Consider the following 18,433-nt stretch of genomic DNA (forward strand, 5'->3'; position numbering starts at 1 on the left):
TAAAGTTGACACCTTAAAAGTGAACTTATTTGTATTGGCTAGTGAAGTTGCCATTTATTCCCTTTTCGTAACCTAAATATAAAAGTGAAAAAGTATTTCTACTAGGGTTCTTTTGTTTTTAACGAGCTTATAAATAGTGCTTAAGTATGGAAATCCATTGGGGTGTATTGAACATAAAAATGCCGTCGTCTGGTGGAATATTCTCCTAAGAATCAAAAAAGAAGACCACTTTTTTTTGGTCTGGAACAGATTTTAGGTAAGCACGTATTTTTCTGAATTTTTTAACGGCATTCCAGGTTGGGTTGAAGTCGGGTGCACGTTTGTTTTAGTTTAATGGTATAAATGTGACGGGGTTTACTTAATACTACTGTGTAGATAATGCAAAAGTCCCTATCAAATTAATGATAAGGACTTTTAATTTTATACAATTCGCATACGGTTTTTCGTTTATGTAAAACAGCATTGATCAATGGTCTGAAATGCGGAGCTTTCAAGCAAGGCTTGTTTTAGTGAACACCATGTAAACTATAGCGGAATGTTTCCGTGTTTTCTCTTCGGAGTATCCACTACTTTGTTTTCCAACATAGCAAAAGCTTTAATTAATTTTCTACGGGTTTCATGTGGAAGGATTACTTCGTCTATAAAACCGCGTTGTGCTGCGCGATAAGGCGTTGCAAATTTTTCTGCGTATTCCGCTTCTTTTTCGGCCAATTTGGCTGCCGGGTCTGAGGCTTCTGAAATTTCTTTTTTAAAGATAATTTCGCTGGCTCCTTTGGCACCCATTACGGCAATTTCGGCATTAGGCCACGCGAAGTTTAAATCGGCTCCGATGTGTTTGGAGTTCATCACGTCATAGGCTCCACCATAGGCTTTACGCGTAATCACGGTAACTCTAGGTACCGTAGCCTCGCTCAGGGCGTATAATAATTTGGCTCCATGAACGATAATTCCGTTCCATTCTTGATCGGTTCCAGGTAAAAAGCCGGGAACGTCAACCAGTACCAATAAAGGAATGTTGAAAGCATCGCAAAAACGCGTAAAACGCGCGGCTTTAACAGAACTGTTTACGTCCAAACATCCCGCTAAAAACATAGGGTTGTTGGCAATAATTCCAATACTGCGTCCGCCTAATCTTGCAAATCCTACAACTATGTTTTCCGCATAATCTTTGTGAATTTCAAAGAAAGAATCCTCGTCAATAATACCGTCGATAACGGCTTTCATATCGTAAGGTTTATTCGCGCTTTCCGGAACTATATGGTTCAACTGGTCGCGGTATTCCTCATTAAGCGTTATCGGTAATAAGGCAGGAGATTCGGTATTGTTCTGAGGTAAATAACTCAGTAATTTTTTAATATCTTCCAAACATACAACGTCGTTTTCCGATGTAGTATGGGCTACTCCTGATTTGGTAGAATGCGTACTAGCACCACCGAGTTCTTCTGAAGTAACCGTTTCATTGGTCACGGTTTTAACAACGCTAGGTCCCGTTACAAACATATAACTAGAACCTTCTACCATCATGGTAAAATCGGTCATCGCTGGAGAATACACAGCTCCTCCGGCGCAAGGCCCCATAATAGCGGAGATTTGTGGAATCACTCCAGAAGCCTGAACATTTCTAAAAAAGATATCGGCATAACCACCTAACGAGCGAACCCCCTCTTGAATACGGGCACCGCCTGAATCGTTAAGTCCAATCATCGGAGCGCCCATTTTTAAAGCCATATCCATGATTTTACAAATTTTTTCAGCATGTGTCTCAGACAAAGCACCTCCAAATACAGTAAAATCTTGAGCAAATATATAGACCAATCTTCCGTGGATGGTTCCGTATCCCGTAACTACACCATCACCATAATAGATTTCTTTGTCCATGCCAAAGTCTGTAGTACGGTGAGTAACCAACATACCAACTTCTTCAAAGGAACCCTCATCTAAAAGGTAAGCGATGCGTTCTCTAGCAGTTAATTTCCCTTTGCTGTGTTGTGTTTCAATTCTTTTCTCGCCACCTCCTAAATGAGCTTGAGCGATTTTATCTTGTAACTGATTTATTTTCGAATTCATGATAGACTAATTAGGTAAGCGTAATTGTTTCTGATCTTCTAAATACTGTTGTAATGCTACATAAGCCGCTACTTGCGCCTCTTCATTATACTGTTCTTTTAGCAGGTCGGAATTGTAGTATTTTTTGACAAAATTAGTGTCAAAATCCCCAGATTTAAAAGCGTCGTGTTCCATAACAAATTGCCCAAATGGCAAGGTAGTACTAATACCTTCGACCTGGTAATTTTTGATAGCTTGACGCATCACTTGGATCGATTCTTCACGAGTTTTACCGAAAGTAATCAATTTGGCTAGCATAGGGTCATAGTAAATTGGCACATCCATTCCTTGTTCGATACCGTTATCCACTCGAATTCCTTCACCTACAGGTAGGATATAGGTGTCTAAATGTCCTACACTAGGTAAAAAATCGTTTAAAGGGTCTTCGGCATATACTCTTAGTTCCATCGCATGACCTTGTATTTTAAGGTCTTCTTGTTTAAACGGAAGTACTTCACCGTCTGCAATTCGAATTTGCATTTCGACCAAATCCAATCCGGTAATCAATTCGGTAACTGGATGCTCCACTTGCAGGCGGGTATTCATTTCTAAAAAATAGAAATTTTTGTTTTCATCTAATAGGAATTCTACAGTACCCGCTCCAACATAATCACATGATGCGGCAACTTGTACGGCTGCAGCTCCCATTTTTTGTCTGATTTCAGGTGTTAATACCGCAGAAGGAGCCTCTTCAACTACCTTTTGATGACGGCGTTGTATACTGCATTCCCTTTCGAATAAGTGTACGATATTTCCGTGTTTGTCTGCCAATACTTGAATTTCGATATGTCGTGGTGCTCCGATGTATTTTTCAATAAATACCGAGCCGTCTCCAAAAGCATTCGTCGCTTCTGAAATGGCACGTTGCATTTGTGATTCAAATTCCCTTTCGTTTTCAACGACACGCATTCCTTTTCCTCCACCTCCAGCAGCGGCTTTAATCAAAATGGGAAAGCCGATTTCAGCAGCCACTTTTTTAGCTTTTTCAATGTCGGTTATGGCTTCGTCTAAACCGGGAACCATAGGAATATTATAAGCTTTTACGGTTTCTTTTGCCGCCAATTTATTTCCCATGACCTCAATGGCATGTGAATTTGGACCGATAAAAGTGATGTTTTTTTGTTCACATTTGTTCGCAAATTGCGCGTTTTCACTCAAAAAGCCATATCCTGGATGAATACCATCTACACCTAATTGCTGAGCTACCTCCAAGATTTTATCGCCTAACAAATACGATTGACTGGAAGGCGCTTCTCCAATACAAACAGCCTCATCAGCCATTTTTACGTGAGGAGCATTACGATCTGCTGTAGAAAATACCGCTACCGTTTTTATACCCATTTTCTTAGCTGTTTTCATGATACGAACAGCGATTTCGCCACGGTTGGCTATCAATATTTTTTTCATAATCCTATTCGAATTCAATTAACAATTGTCCTTTTTCTACAGTATCTCCTTTGGAAACCGAAATCGATTTGATGATTCCAGCACGTGGAGAACTCAAGTTGTTTTCCATTTTCATGGCTTCCAAAATCAATAGGTTGTCGTTTTCTAAAACTTCTTGTCCTACTTGTACGCTGATTTCTAGAATTAAACCCGGCATGGGTGCCTTAATCGCATTGACCTGTTTGTTGGTTCCTATAGAAAAACCCAATTGTTTGATCAATTGATCCAAATGATTTTGAATGTTTACCGTATAGGTATTGTTGTTGACTTTGACTACATAGCGTTTTTGATCGAATTGACCTGCTGTGATTTCAGTAGTAAAGGACTTGTTGTTCTTTAAAACGTGGTAGTTATTAGGGGAAACTAAGGTTGAGTTTACATCTAGTCCGGTTAAATCAGACGACTGATAACTCGAATCGGAGTTTACGGTAAGTTGATACTTTTCGTTCATTTTAGGTTGATATTTTACTAACCGTAAATATAATTATTTTGAAAACCAAAACAGCTATTTAAAAGATATTTAGAATCAAACTAAAATATTATACGGTCTAGCGCTTTTGTTAGTTTAAAAGTAAAGCACCGAAATATTCGGTGCTGTATATTTTTATTCGCTCTCCTCTTCGTGTGCGTTCCAGCCACGAGCTTTTAAGGGAATTTGGGTGTTTTCTCTCGTAATTAAATGCGTACCTTCCTCTTCGGGATTGATATATCCAATAATGGATAAACTTGGGTTTCCTTTGATTTTCTCAAAATCTTCCATCTTGATGGTAAACAATAATTCGTAATCTTCACCTCCGTTTAAAGCAATGGTAGTACTGTCTATGTTAAATTCTTCACAGGCATTGATAAATTGTGGGTCTAAGGGAAGTTTGTCTTCATACAATTTACAGCCAACTTGTGATTGTTTGCACAAATGCATGATTTCCGAAGACAGCCCATCGGAAATATCGATCATTGAAGTGGGTTGTACACCTAGATCGGACAATAACTTCTTAATGTCGTTTCTGGCTTCGGGTTTTAATTGCCTTTCTATTAAATAGCTATAGGCATCCAAATCGGGTTGGTTATTGGGGTTTACTAAAAACACTTGTTTTTCCCGTTCCAAGATTTGAAGTCCCATATAAGCGGCACCTATATCGCCACTAACCACGAGTAAATCTTTGTCGCCAGCGCCATTTCTATAAACGATTTCTTCCTCTTTGGCATGACCAATTGCGGTGATGCTAATGATTAATCCCTTTTGAGAAGAAGTGGTATCGCCTCCAATGACATCCACTCCATAGTGTTTGGAAGCAGTGGCAAAACCATCAAAAAGTTCTTCAAGGGCTTCGAGTGGAAATCGGTTTGATACGGCTATGGAAATGGTTATCTGAGTAGCTACGGCATTCATTGCATAGATATCGGATAAATTAGCTACAACCGCCTTGTATCCCAAATGCTTTAAAGGCATATAGGCCAAGTCAAAATGTACTCCTTCTACTAACAAGTCCGTAGATACAACTACTTTATCGTTTTTAAAGTCCAAAACTGCAGCGTCATCGCCAATCCCTTTAATCGTGGTTTCTTGGTTGATGTCAAAAACTTTGGTTAAGTGATCGATCAGTCCGAATTCCCCTAGTTGAGACAGGGCTGTTTTGGATTGGTTTTTATTTTCTATCATGTTGTTTTTTTAGGTCCTAAAGTAAAGTGCAAAAATACAAAGTTTATAATAGAAAAAAGCGATAAGTGGTTTTAGTTCATATCGCTTTTTTCGGTTTTGTTATTCGAGGTTACTTCGTTTAAATCGGGCGAAATAGCCGTTGTATTTATTGAAGATTGGAACTCCTTTTCTGTAATATTCCTTGTCGTGCTCCTCGGCAATTTGTAAATTTTGCCTGTAAGTTTCAATCTCGCTCATGATTTCCATAGCGTAGTATTCTTGATCGCCTGAACTTAAGCCTTTGTAATAGTTGAGTTGTTGTTGTGATTTTTCAATCAGCTTTTCAATAATTTCACGTGCTTTTTGTTTTTCACCAACCAAGTAATACGACTCTGCAAAAGGCGGAACTACACTGTAATATTGGAATTTATCGATAGGCATATTGGTCATTGCTAAATCAATGATGTCTTTTGCTTTTTTAAGCTGACCTTCCTCAATTAATTTCTCAGTTAATCGGGCCATACTAATTCGGTATTGAATACTGTTTCTACGCGTTTGCGGATCGTGATAGATATCGCCACCGCTATTTCCCCAATACCAACCCATTACGGTCTTGTACATTCTGTCTGCATCAATACCTCCCATATATAGCGAATGGGATTGTGTGCTCAGTGGGGTTTTAAGAGGAACTAATTTATAGGTTAATCCGCTTAACTGTAGATAATCTTTCATCCACAAATAGTCGTCGTCGCCATAGCTACCTCCAGAGAAATACACAGGACGCTCCCAATTGTTGTTGGCGATAATATCTAACATAATCAATCGGTGTTTGTATAACACTTGGTCTTTGATATCAACGTCTATATAAGGAACTACTTGGTCTCTTAAATGTTTAGATACAATATTGTTTTTAGCTACCGCTACACTATCAACCGGAATTCTAATTTTTCCTGTTGGTACTAAATATAATGTTTGACCGGATTCTGTTGTTGTTTTCGAACGCGGATGATCGGAACGTATAAAATCTAAAAACTGTTTGATATCCAAGCGCTCTTTGATCAGTTCTTCGATTAAAACGATATCGCGAGTTCCTGCCACATATTGATCGTGTGTAAAGTCGATCGGTAGTGGTTCTGAATCATAGGCTTTAGATTTCATTTGATCGATATACCAGTCTTGTGGTAAAAGGGAAGTACATACGACACGAACGTCGGTACGGTAACCTTCAACCTCTTGTAAATACCAAAGTGGGAAAGTATCGTTATCTCCGATGGTAAACAATATGGCATTGGGGTCACAAGAGTCTAAATAGGCTTTTGCATTGGCCAAGGCGGTATATTTGCCAGAGCGATCGTGATCGTCCCAATTTTGATAAGCCATCAAAAGCGGAGCGCAAAGAAGGGATAAACCGACAATAGCTGGTCCGGCAATTTTTGGGCTGATGTATTTTTTTAAACCGTCGTAAATCGCATATACTCCAAAGCCGATCCACATGGCGAACACAAAAAAGGAGGCTACTACGGCGTAGTCGCGTTCTCGGGGTTCAAAAGGGCGTTCGTTTAAGAATATCTTTAAGGCGAGACTGGTAAATAAAAACAAAACCAGCAATACATAAAACGACTTTTTGTCTTTTTTAAAGTGAAATATAAATCCAATTACACCTAAAATAAAAGGTAAGAAATAATATAGATTACGGCCTTTGTTGTTTAAAACATCTGCCGGTAGATTGTCTTGAGATCCCAATCGGATTTCGTCGAACAACTTAATACCGCTCATCCAATTTCCGTTTTCAGGTCCTCCATTTCCTTGGATATCGTCTTGACGTCCTACGAAATTCCACATCAAATACCTCCAGTACATATATCCGAATTGGTATTCGAACATAAACTTAAGATTGTCTGATAATGATGGTTTTTCAATGTCTAAATAGCGACCGCTTTGATTGAAAAACTGGTCAAGTCCTTCTATTCCTATTTCTCCTGTTCGCAAACCTTGTCGAACACCAGTTACCAATTGAACCAATTGGTCTTCTTGGGCGTATTCGGGTTTGATACGGAATTCTAGGGGTTTGGTGAAACGCATATAATTGATGCGGTGGCTGTTGTCTGTGCTCCACATTCTCGGAAGGAAACCCTTGTGGTTTCGATCGATATTTTGGGATGCATTTTTGTAATTATTGATGATGACGTACTTGCCGGTTTTGTAATCTCGTTCGTAGTTGGGCTTGTCGTCAACATAGGGTTCTTCTTGATCGATACCCGAATATTTAGATGAAAACATAGCATCATAGCTCAAACTTTGAGAGCCGTATTGCTCTCGTTGGTAATAGGCTAATAATTCGGCTGCATCTGAAGGTCTGTTTTCATTGATGACCGTATTGGCATTGGCTCGAATAGGTAGCATAACCCAGCAAGTCAATCCAACAAATACAAAAATTAGACAAAGTACTATAGTGTTGGCAAAGGGTTTGTCTTTCTTTTTGGTGTATCTCAGTCCGAAAATAAAGAAGGCTAAAATAAGTAAAAAGACCAGTATCGTTCCCGAATTAAAAGGCATCCCCAATTCATTTACGATAAATATTTCCATTTTACCGAAGAAGGCTAAGGTATATGGGAATAAAAACATAAAGATAAAGAAGAGTACACCAACGATGATTAGGTTGGCAACTATAAAGTTGGTAACGGTAATTTTCTGGTATTTTTTAAAATAATATAAAAACCCAATTGAAGGAATGGTCAAAAGTGCCATTAAATGGACTCCAAAAGACATACCGATAATCAATGAGATAAGTAATAACCATCTGTTTCCGCGTGCCTGGTCGCTTTCATCGACCCAACGAAGGCCTAACCACAGCAAAAGGGATATTAAAAGCATGGCAGAAGCATATACTTCCGTTTCAACCGCACTAAACCAAAAACTATCGGAGAAAGTAAAGGCTAAGGCTGCAACAGCAGCGCTTCCCAATACTGCAATGGCATTGGAATTATTCCATTCCGAATAGGTGGTGCTTATTTTTTTAAGCAAATTGGTAACAGACCAAAATAAGAATAAGATGGTAAAGGCACTAGAGAAGACCGACACCATATTTACCATCAGAGCAACATGTTGTGGAGCCGTAGCAAACATAGAGAAAAAGGCCCCTAGCATTTGGTACAAAGGTGCTCCAGGTGGATGTCCTACTTCAAGTTTGGCCGAGGTAGCAATATATTCCCCCGAATCCCAGAAACTGACCGTAGGTTCTACCGTAAGAGTGTAGGTGATTAAAGCAAGGGCAAAAACAAGCCAGCCAATGATTAGATCCCATCTCTTAAAATTAAATGTCAACATAAATTATAGATACTTGATTCTTAAATTACTTGTAGATACAAAGAAACTGTTTTTTTTGTATCAGCTTACATAAATTAAAAAAAAATCATTTTTTTTGTAGGAAAGTTTGCGGGTTTCAAAAAATGTGCTACTTTTGCATCCGCATTACAGAAGTAATGCATGCTTAAAAAAACAAGCATTGGCCTATGGTGTAGCGGTAACACAGCTGATTTTGGTTCAGTCGTCCTAGGTTCGAGTCCTAGTAGGCCAACAAGAAAAGATCTTCATTTTTGAAGGTCTTTTTTTTACAATAGAATTACGGGGAATTATAGGGGATGTGTCAAAAAAATATAGTTTCTAATAAAAGAGTTAAGAATACGCATTAAGTAAGATATAGTGGCCTATGGTGTAGCGGTAACACAGCTGATTTTGGTTCAGTCGTCCTAGGTTCGAGTCCTAGTAGGCCAACAAAAAAGACCTTCATTGTGAAGGTCTTTTTTTATGGGGTAAATACGCAGATAGGCGAATAGGCAGATAGGCGAATACGCAGATACGTGAATACGTGAATACGTGAATAGGCAGATACGTGAATAGGCAGATACGTGAATACGCAAATACGTGAATACGCAAATACGTGAATACGCAAATACGTGAATAGGCAGATAGGCAGATACGCGAATACGTGAATCAGCTCTAAAATACATAGAAACCAACACGATTTTAGCCTAGATAAACACTTAGTCTGTTTTATATGCTCAAAAGCGAATACGCAAATCTGCGAATAGGCGAATCCGCTCTAGAATAAAACCAACACGATTTTAGCCTAGATAAACACTTAGTCTGTTTTATATGCTCAAAAGCGAATCCGTAAATCTGCGAATAGGCGAATCCGCTCTAGAATAAAACCAACAAAATTTTAGTCTAAATAAACACTTAGTCTGTTTTATATGCTCAAAAGCGAATACGCAAATCTGCGAATAGGCGAATCCGCTCTAGAATAAAACCAACATGATTTTAGCCTAGATAAACACTTAGTCTGTTTTATATGCTCAAAAGCGAATCCGTAAATCTGCGAATAGGCGAATCCGCTCTAGAATAAAACCAACACGATTTTAGCCTAGATAAACACTTAGTCTATTTTATGAGTGCTAAAGCGAATCCGCGAATCCGCGAATCCGCAAATAGGCGAATAGGCTCTAGAATAAATAGGTGCCAACAAAATTTTAGTCTATTTTAGGCGCGCTAAAGCGAATACGCGAATCCGCATATAAGCGAATAAGCAAATCCATTCTAGTTGATTTGATATTTCAAAATTTCATATATACATTGTTTTCTTAGATATTTTTATAACTTTACAACGCTTTGTCTTTACGGTAAGGGGTTCCGTCGGGAATCCATTCTTAATTTATTTAATGTTATGGAACATAAAACAATACATCAAGGTCGAAATATAAAACGTTTCCGTGAAATGCTTGGTATTAAACAGGAAGCTTTGGCGTTTGATTTAGGAGAGGATTGGAATCAGCAGAAAATTTCACTTTTAGAAAATAAGGAAGTTGTGGATAAATCATTGCTAAAAGATATTTCACAAGCCTTAAAAATTCCTGTAGAAGCTTTTGAAAACTTCGATGAAGAACAGGCGATTAATCTAATCTCCAATACCGCAACTTTTGAAAATTGCTCTCAACCTTCTTTTTTTAGCTTTCAGCCTACATTTCATCCTGTAGAAAAAATCATGGAACTTTACGAGGAAAAAATGGCTTTATACGAGCGTATGTTGCAAGAGAAGAGCGACATGATATCGCAATTAAAAGAACTGATTGACACTATTAAAGGGTAAAGGAGTTATTAGTCTATTTCAAATGTGCTAAAGCGAATAGGTGAATACGCAGATACGCAGATACGCAGATACGCGAATAGGCGAATCCGCGAATCCGCGAATAGGCGAATAGGCTCTAAAATAAATAGGTGCCAACAAAATTTCAGTCTATTTTATGCGTGCTAAAGCGAATCCGCAAATCCGCAAATAGGCGAATCCGCAATAAAAAAAAGACCAACATCAGTTGGTCTTTTTTTTATCTTACAATCCTTTAAAATCCGGTTTTCTTTTTTCTAAAAAGGCGGTAGTACCTTCTTTGAAATCTTCTGTAGCAAAACACTCTCCAAAAGCTTTGATTTCTTCGTGGAAACCGTTTACGCCATCTTTAAAGTTGGCATTAACTGCTTTGATGGCTTTACCTACTGCAGTTGGGGAGTTTCTGGCGATTTTAAGAGCCATTTCCTTAGTGAAGTGTAGTAATTGTTGTTGTGGGACTACATGGTTAACCAAACCGTATGCTTTGGCTGTTTCGGCGTCGATCATACTTGCGGTTAAAATCATTTCCATAGCGCGTCCTTTTCCTACTAATTGCGGTAGTCTTTGTGTACCTCCATATCCAGGAATAACGCCTAAGGTTACTTCCGGTAGGCCCATTTTTGCATTGTCTGATGCGATTCTAAAATCAGCTGCCATAGCCAATTCCAGTCCACCGCCTAGAGCAAAACCATTGACGGCTGCAATAACGGGTTTGGAAATGTTTTGTACAAAGTCAAACAATAATTCCTGACCTTTTGCTGCGAGTTGCGATCCTTCGCTTAAAGAGAAATTAGCAAATTCTGAAATATCGGCGCCTGCGATAAATGCTTTCTCGCCACTTCCTGTAATGATGATGGCACGAATACTAGAATCTTTTTCAATGGATTTTAGCGCTTGGTGCAATTCTTCAATCGTGGCTTTGTTTAAAGCGTTTAGTTTGCTTGGACGATTAATAGTCAAAATGGCCAAAGGCGCTTCTCTTTCAACTAAAATGTTTTCAAATTCCATAATTTGTGATTTATGTGTTAATGATCGGTAGGCTTACTCGGAAACAGGTTCCCTTTCCGGGTTCTGATTCAAAGCTGATACTACCGTTGTGGTTTTCTACTATATTTTTGATAATTCCCAGTCCCAATCCCATTCCGCTGGATTTGGTAGTGAATTTAGGTTCGAAAATACGATTTTTATTTTCAATGCTGATTCCTATTCCATTATCTTTTACTTCTAGCAATACGTTATTGTGTACTTTCTTAATAGAAACAACGATTTCCGGATTCGTTTCTGTTTCGGGTATGGCTTGTATGGCGTTTTTGACCAAGTTGGTAATAATTCGGATAAGATGGGTACGATCCATTCGCGTAATGATGCTCTTTTCTTCCGACTCAAAACGAATGTAGTTCTCGTTAAAAATATCCAATGCCAGTTGAACGATCTTGACGATGTTGAGGTTTTCGTTTTTCTGAGCCGGCATGGAGGCAAAGTTTGAAAAGGCCGAGGCAACCGAATTCATCGTGTCAATTTGTTGAATCAGTGTTTTGGAGTAATCATCGACTTTCTGTTTGATATTCGGGTCATTAACGTCAAAACGCCTTTGAAAACTCTGTACGGTTAAACGCATCGGAGTTAAGGGGTTTTTGATTTCATGCGCCACTTGTTTGGCCATTTCGCGCCAAGCTTGCTCGCGTTCGCTTTGGGCTAGTTTAGAAGCACTGTCGTCCAATTGATCCACCATCTGATTGTAGGCCGTAATCAAATCGTTGATTTCCTTACTCGAGGAAGTGACTAATATTTTTTCGTTTTTCTTGTTGAGTTGGGTTGCGGTTATTTTTGTACTGATCGTTTGTAATTTGCTGGTGATATAGGTCGATAGAAAATAAGCAATAGTGATCGACATGATCAACATAAACAAATACACCTGACTAAATCGCATTAAGAAATTTTTGATTTCATTCTCATAGAACTCCGTTTCTTCGGGATAGGGAAGTTGGATAACCCCCAAAGGTTTGAATTTGTTGTCCTTTAAGTAGCTATAAGCCGTGCGATATCGCTCGTTATTAATCATCTTTAAATCTACAAAACGCTTGGATTGAGACGATTGTAGGATTTTTAAAATCATGGGTGAAATCGGTGGTGGAATGCTGTCTATCGAAAAATTGCCTTTGGAAGAAATCAGTAAGTGTCCTTCTAAGTCGTGTATGTTGATTTCTATGCTGTGTATGGTGGCTAATTCGTGGATTTTGTCCTTAAAAATCAGCGGGAGGTTTTTGGTTGTTAAAGGATAAGTTGTGGTCGAAAGTATAAAATTGATGTGTTCGTTAATCGAGTTTTCCTTACGTTCCAAACGATCTTGATGAAAGGTACGCGCTTCCTTTCGGAATTGATATACCGATACGGCCGCTATGAGTACAGAGGAAATTAAGGTCAAAAAGATTAACGAAATAAATATTCTATTTCGCAATGAAAAATTCCTTAGTAGAAAATTGTTTTTCATCTAATTTTTGTTCTGTTCGCGTATTTTTTTATAAAATTTATACCCCATCATCAATAAAAATGAAAACGCGATGATTCCTATCAGTCCGTAAATCCAATTGACAGCACTTTTTAAAACGGCTAAAAAAACAACTGCAAACAAGATGATGGTTGCTCCTTCATTCCAAAGTCTAAAAAAAGCAGCGGTTTTATTTAGGGTAGCCTTTTCGATTTGTGTTACAAACTGCTGACACTTGAAGTGGTAGATAAGCAATAAAAGTACAAAAAATAATTTGACATGCATCCAGGGTTGCGTAAATAAAATGGGATTGTAAATAAACATCCCGATGCCGAAACTCACCGCTAAAACAGCTGCTGGCCAGGTGATAATGTACCAGAGGCGGTTCGTCATGAGCTGGTATTGCTCGGATAGAATTCGCTTTTCCGGTTCCGATTTGAGTTGTGCTTCGGCATAATACACAAACAGGCGGACGATATAAAAAAGTCCGGCGAACCAACAAACTATAAAGATGATGTGTAGTGCTTTTAAATATAAATACATGCTGTTTTTATTTGGTTTTCCATTCGTTAATCCAGGTCACTAAGGCGTCGATCCATTGGTCGTCGTCGTTTAAGCACGGAATGGTTTTAAATTCGGTACCGCCACGTTGTAAAAACTCATGCTTGGCTTCCATTCCTATTTCCTCAAGGGTTTCCAGGCAGTCTGCTACAAAAGCAGGGGTGACGATGGCGAGTTTTTTAACGCCGTTTTCAGCCATTTGGTTAACGGTCATGTCCGTTGCTGGGTCTAGCCATTTATCGCGCCCCAAACGCGATTGAAAACTTACGGAATATTTATCAGCTGGAATTCCCAAGGCGTCAACCACTTGTTTGGTGGTTGCAAAACATTGGTGACGGTAACAGTAGTCGTGAGCGACAGAAGGCGTATTGCAACAGCTACCGTCTATTTGGCAATGACTTTTGGTAATATCGGATTTTTTGATGTGGCGCTCGGGTACACCGTGGTACGAAAAAAGCAGTTGATCGTAATCATAATTTTCTAAGTGACTTTTGATTGAGTTAGCTAGTGCGGCTACATATTCCTTTTTTTTATAAAAAGCCGGTAAACTCGTAATATTCATTTCAGGATAGAATTTGCTGCGTAATTCTTCTGCTAAAACCGTTATGGTTTCTGTGGTAGCCATCGCAAATTGTGGGTATAGCGGAATTAAGAATACGTCGGTTACACCTTGTTGGTGTAATTTTTCTAAGCCTTGTTTGATAGAGGGTTCGCCATAACGCATCGCTAAAACCACGGGAATGTCCATCTTTTCTTCCACTTTAGCATGAGTACGTTGTGAAATCACTACAAGTGGAGATCCTTCGTCCCACCAAATCTTTTTATAGGCCGCCGCCGATTTTTTCGGGCGGGTGTTGAGGATGATTCCCTTTACCAATAAAGCTCTATATACATAAGGGATATCGATTACACGCTTGTCCATTAAGAATTCGCCTAAATACGGTTTAACATCTTTGGGTTCGGGACTTTTTGGGGAGCCTAGATTGACTAGTAGTACACCTTTCATCTTGTTTAGTTTTGAGTTTTATGATATGTTTTGACTGATAGACATCAGGTATTTTTTTGGAGTGGTTCCGAATTTCTTTTTAAAGGCAGAAATAAAATGACTCGAAGAACTGTATCCGATTTTTAATCCAACCTCGGTTACATTGTAATTCCCATTATTAAGCAGTTTTCGCGCAAATTCCATTTTGTAATCGAATAAAAAACTAAAAACCGAATCGCCGTAAATTTGTTTAAAGCCCATTTTGAGTTTTTTAATATTGATACCTACGGTATCTGCCAATTCCTGAAGCGTCGGTGGCTCTGCCATTCTACTGATGATAATCTCTTTGGCACGACGTATTTTTAAAACATTATCCTCGTCGATTAAGAAAGGACAATTTTCGGCATTGGGATCTTCATTTCGGTTAAAGTATAAACTCAATAACTCATAGGTTTTCCCTTTGTAATACAGTTTCTTAATCGAAGGATTTAAGTGATAATTAAAAACTTGATTTAATACTATGGCCATAGAAGGAGAAATACGTTCTTCACCATAATATTTCTTGTCCTTGGTTTCTTCGTTGAGGAAACCGATGAATGCCGCTTCTGTTGAAAACAGCGAATGGAATTTTTGTATCGATATCAAGATGGAAACGATCCACGAATTTGGAGCTATTTCCAAGTGGACAGGCAGCTCTCTTTGCGGATTGTATAACACCAACGAACGTTCGCCTTCTAGCTCTAAAACATAACTTCCTTGGTTGAATAAAAAGCGGGCACTCCCTTTTAAATCGAAGTGAAATTGGATAACGCCCATTTTCATTTCCCTTTCGTAAGTTACCGTTTCATTGCTCTGGTTATCGAAGCGCAACAGTATGAAATCGTCTTCAATAATAACTTCTTCATTTGTACTCATAGCGGTGTTTTTTTTATTCCTTGGGGCGGCATACTTGAAAATATTTATTTAGAATCAATCTAGATAAGCCACTCTGTAAGTATTGCCATTGCTACAAAAGTACTGGTTTTTATATAAATATGCCTAGTTTTGTTTAGATTTTCTAAGAACGATATAAATAGTCCTTCTAGCGGTGTTTTTATCAATGGCGAAGTCATACATTTGTTTACTTTTTAGAATTGAAGAAATTTATATGGAAAACTCAACGAAGGTAAAACATGCGTCATTTTACGTAATCGGTCTGAATTATCAGAAGGCAGATGCGGAAATGCGCGGTAAATTTAGCTTAAACGACGCGGCTAAAACTGCTGTTTTTGATCAGGCTAATGAAACGGGTATCGCGAGTTTGATTATTATTTCTACCTGTAATAGAACCGAACTTTACGGTTTTGCGCAGCATCCTTTTGAGTTGATAAAATTGTTGTGTGACAACAGTAATGGCAGTATTGAAGATTTTCAAAAAGTGGCTTATGTGCATAAAAATATGGAAGCCATTTCACATATGTTTCGAGTTGGAACCGGTTTGGACAGTCAGATTCTAGGCGATTTCGAAATCATCAGTCAGATAAAAAACAGTTTTATACAAGCGCGGGAAAAGGGATTGACGACCAGTTATTTTGAACGTTTAGTCAATGCGGTCATTCAAGCGAGTAAACGTATAAAAAACGAAACGGAAATCAGTTCCGGAGCTACTTCGGTTTCCTTTGCTTCGGTACAATATATAATGAATACCATACCGGACATCAGTTCCAAGAATATTTTATTGTTTGGAACCGGTAAAATCGGAAGAAATACCTGCGAGAACTTGGTTAAACACACCAAGAACGAACACATCACCTTAATCAACAGAACCAAGGATAAAGCTTTGGAGATTGCTGGTAAATTTGATTTGATAGTAAAGGATTATGCCGATTTGCATTCGGAACTTCGGCAAGCAGATGTTTTGATTGTGGCGACTGGAGCTCAAAATCCAACAATTGACAAGACCATTTTAAACCTAAACAAGCCCTTATTGATATTGGATTTGTCGATTCCCAAAAACGTTGACGAAAACGTTCGCGATTTACCGGGGGTCGAATTGATTCATCTCGATCATCTGTCGCAAATGACCGATGATACCTTGGAACGACGCAAACAGTTTATTCCACAGGCCGAAATTATTATCGAGGAGGTGAAAGCCGAGTTTTTAGCTTGGGCTCAAGCCAGAAGATTTGCACCTACCATACATGCTTTAAAATCCAAATTGGAGGTTATAAAAGACAACGAGTTAAATTATCATCGAAAAAAAATAGATAACTTTCAGGAAGAACAAGCGCAACTGATCAGTATGCGTATTATCCAAAAAATCACTACCCATTTTGCCAACCATCTTAAACACGAAGATACCATGGTAGAAGAGAGTATTGAATGGATTGAAAAAGTTTTCCAAATAGAAACTGTAAAAAATGACTAAAACATTACGTATTGGAACTCGCGATAGCGAGTTAGCGCTTTGGCAAGCCAACACTGTAGCTCAAAAACTACGTGATTTGGGTTATAAAACAGAAATTATTGCAGTAAAATCTACCGGTGATTTGGTCTTGGACAAGCCCTTATATGAAATGGGGATTACGGGTATATTTACCAAAACACTAGATATCGCTATGATTAATGGGAGTATTGATATAGCCGTACATTCGATGAAAGACGTACCTACCGCTTTGCCTGAAGGTGTTGTTCAAGCTGCGGTGCTCCCTCGTGCTAGTGCAAAAGATATTTTGTTGCATCAGGGCGATGTGTCGTTTTTAGATGCAGATATGGCTACAATTGCAACGGGAAGTTTGAGAAGAAAAGCACAATGGTTAAACAAATATCCCAATCACCAAACGGTTGACCTGCGTGGAAACGTCAATACGAGAATGCAGAAATTAGCAGACAATCCATGGCAGGGGGCTATATTTGCCGCTGCAGGATTGGATCGTATTGCAAAAAAACCAGAAAATTTTATCAGTTTAGATTGGATGATTCCCGCTCCCGCTCAAGGGGCTATGGTGGTTTTGGCCATGGAAAACGACGAATATGCTTTGGATGCATTGGCTCAATTAAACGATATAGAATCGGAAATCGCTACCTATATAGAACGTCAGTTTTTGCGAACATTAGAAGGCGGATGTACCGCGCCAATCGGAGCTTTTGTACAATATAATGAACACGACGATACCCTGACTTTTAAAGGGGTTTTGTTGTCTTTGGATGGAACCGAGAAATTTGAGGTACACAAGGAGGTTCCCATTGAAGAATGGAAAAAATTAGGATTCTTTGCGGCCAAAGAAATTTTGGATAATGGAGGAGCGGCTTTGATGACAAAACTAAGAGAACAATTGAAGAAATAAGTTTAAGTCCATTGGTGTACTAATGATTCCAACAATTTCCATACTCTCTACCAAAACACTTGCAGCAGACCAAAGGGCTATTTTGCGGGCGGTACCTATTGAGTTAATAGAAATCGATTTTATCACAATCAGCACTTTGGATTTCAATATCGACCATCTTCACGATTACCTGCTGTTAACCAGTCAGAATGCGGTAAGAAGTTTATTACAGCATCCGAAAGGGATGGAGTTAAAGCAAAAACCCGTTTTTTGTGTTGGTATCAAAACCAAATTATTATTGGAACAAAACGGATGGGAAGTGTTGGCTTGGGCACATTATGCAGTGGATTTAGCACCGATAATCGCAAACCGATATCCGCATGTCCAAATCAGTTTTTTTAATGGAAACTTGCGTAGTCATGTATTGCCAGAGGCATTTCAGGCTGCTCAAATGGAATTCAATGAATTTCAGGTTTATCGCACCGATTTAAGCAGTCATTCCATTACGAAAAAACTCGACGGCATCTGTTTTTATAGTCCGTCTGGAGTTTATAGTTATTTAAAACAAAATACCGTAGGCGAGGCCGTTTGTTTTTGCATTGGTAAAACCACGGCTACAGCCTTAGAGGGAATTACAACACGAGTGATTCTGGCGAGCCATCCCACCGTAGAAGCTACGTTGGAGGCTTGCGTTAATTATTATAAATAGAGGTTCTTATTTAAAGATAAGAAAATTTTAAAA

14 protein-coding genes and 2 tRNA genes are annotated in these 18,433 nt (G+C 38.7%); 6 read left to right on the forward strand and 10 right to left on the reverse strand.

Going from position 1 to position 18,433, the window contains the following annotated elements; all coding sequences use genetic code 11:
• Positions 1-525 precede the first annotated feature (525 nt).
• From KO524_RS04930 to KO524_RS04950, 5 genes are all read right to left on the reverse strand, one after another.
• On the reverse strand, positions 526-2,067 hold the full coding sequence (locus KO524_RS04930; RefSeq protein ID WP_219291102.1) for an acyl-CoA carboxylase subunit beta: 1,542 nt from the start codon (positions 2,065-2,067) through the stop codon (positions 526-528).
• Between the two features lie 6 nt (positions 2,068-2,073).
• The gene (accC, locus tag KO524_RS04935) at positions 2,074-3,513 is read right to left on the reverse strand and encodes an acetyl-CoA carboxylase biotin carboxylase subunit (protein ID WP_219291105.1); all 1,440 of its coding nucleotides are present in this window, start codon (positions 3,511-3,513) and stop codon (positions 2,074-2,076) included.
• Positions 3,514-3,517: 4 nt separating this feature from the next.
• Positions 3,518-4,003, reverse strand: a complete 486-nt coding sequence (locus tag KO524_RS04940; RefSeq protein ID WP_219291108.1) for an acetyl-CoA carboxylase biotin carboxyl carrier protein subunit — start codon at positions 4,001-4,003, stop codon at positions 3,518-3,520.
• Between the two features lie 153 nt (positions 4,004-4,156).
• A complete protein-coding gene (thiL, locus tag KO524_RS04945; RefSeq protein ID WP_219291111.1) occupies positions 4,157-5,212 on the reverse strand; it encodes a thiamine-phosphate kinase in 1,056 nt (351 codons plus the stop codon).
• A 99-nt stretch (positions 5,213-5,311) separates the two neighbouring features.
• On the reverse strand, positions 5,312-8,518 hold the full coding sequence (locus tag KO524_RS04950) for a DUF2723 domain-containing protein (protein ID WP_219291114.1): 3,207 nt from the start codon (positions 8,516-8,518) through the stop codon (positions 5,312-5,314).
• 179 nt (positions 8,519-8,697) lie between these two features.
• Here KO524_RS04950 and KO524_RS04955 point away from each other — a divergent pair.
• The 3 genes from KO524_RS04955 (at position 8,698) to KO524_RS04965 (ending at position 10,337) form a co-directional block, all read left to right on the forward strand.
• Positions 8,698-8,768, forward strand: a tRNA-Gln gene (locus KO524_RS04955).
• Between the two features lie 126 nt (positions 8,769-8,894).
• A tRNA-Gln gene (locus KO524_RS04960) sits at positions 8,895-8,965 on the forward strand.
• A 949-nt stretch (positions 8,966-9,914) separates the two neighbouring features.
• Positions 9,915-10,337: a helix-turn-helix domain-containing protein gene (locus KO524_RS04965; RefSeq protein ID WP_219291117.1), complete on the forward strand. Its 423-nt coding sequence runs from the start codon at positions 9,915-9,917 to the stop codon at positions 10,335-10,337.
• 240 nt (positions 10,338-10,577) lie between these two features.
• Here the strand turns inward: KO524_RS04965 and KO524_RS04970 are convergent, their stop codons facing one another.
• The 5 genes from KO524_RS04970 to KO524_RS04990 are packed head-to-tail and all read right to left on the reverse strand — an operon-like array spanning position 10,578 to position 15,301.
• Positions 10,578-11,360, reverse strand: a complete 783-nt coding sequence (locus tag KO524_RS04970) for an enoyl-CoA hydratase/isomerase family protein (protein WP_219291120.1) — start codon at positions 11,358-11,360, stop codon at positions 10,578-10,580.
• A 10-nt stretch (positions 11,361-11,370) separates the two neighbouring features.
• Positions 11,371-12,843 carry an ATP-binding protein gene (locus KO524_RS04975; RefSeq protein ID WP_219291122.1) on the reverse strand — a complete coding sequence of 491 codons (1,473 nt, stop codon included), beginning with the start codon at positions 12,841-12,843 and terminating at the stop codon, positions 11,371-11,373.
• Positions 12,844-13,383: a CopD family protein gene (locus KO524_RS04980; protein WP_219291125.1), complete on the reverse strand. Its 540-nt coding sequence runs from the start codon at positions 13,381-13,383 to the stop codon at positions 12,844-12,846.
• Positions 13,384-13,390: 7 nt separating this feature from the next.
• Positions 13,391-14,407 (reverse strand): ferrochelatase, encoded by a 1,017-nt coding sequence (hemH, locus tag KO524_RS04985; RefSeq protein WP_219291127.1) that lies wholly within the window; start codon positions 14,405-14,407, stop codon positions 13,391-13,393.
• An 18-nt stretch (positions 14,408-14,425) separates the two neighbouring features.
• Positions 14,426-15,301 (reverse strand): AraC family transcriptional regulator, encoded by an 876-nt coding sequence (locus KO524_RS04990; protein ID WP_219291130.1) that lies wholly within the window; start codon positions 15,299-15,301, stop codon positions 14,426-14,428.
• 232 nt (positions 15,302-15,533) lie between these two features.
• Between KO524_RS04990 and hemA the strand changes: the two genes are divergently transcribed.
• Genes hemA through KO524_RS05005 form a run of 3 tightly spaced genes read left to right on the forward strand, consistent with a single transcriptional unit; the run spans position 15,534 to position 18,400 of the window.
• On the forward strand, positions 15,534-16,793 hold the full coding sequence (gene hemA, locus KO524_RS04995) for a glutamyl-tRNA reductase (protein WP_219291134.1): 1,260 nt from the start codon (positions 15,534-15,536) through the stop codon (positions 16,791-16,793).
• On the forward strand, positions 16,786-17,712 hold the full coding sequence (gene hemC, locus KO524_RS05000; protein ID WP_219291138.1) for a hydroxymethylbilane synthase: 927 nt from the start codon (positions 16,786-16,788) through the stop codon (positions 17,710-17,712). The genes hemA and hemC overlap by 8 nt, the downstream gene beginning before the upstream one ends.
• 22 nt (positions 17,713-17,734) lie before the next feature.
• Positions 17,735-18,400, forward strand: a complete 666-nt coding sequence (locus KO524_RS05005) for a uroporphyrinogen-III synthase (RefSeq protein WP_219291142.1) — start codon at positions 17,735-17,737, stop codon at positions 18,398-18,400.
• The last annotated feature ends 33 nt before the right edge of the window (positions 18,401-18,433 follow it).

Origin of the sequence: Flavobacterium sp. NKUCC04_CG, assembly GCF_019345525.1 — a bacterium.
GTDB lineage: Bacteria > Bacteroidota > Bacteroidia > Flavobacteriales > Flavobacteriaceae > Flavobacterium.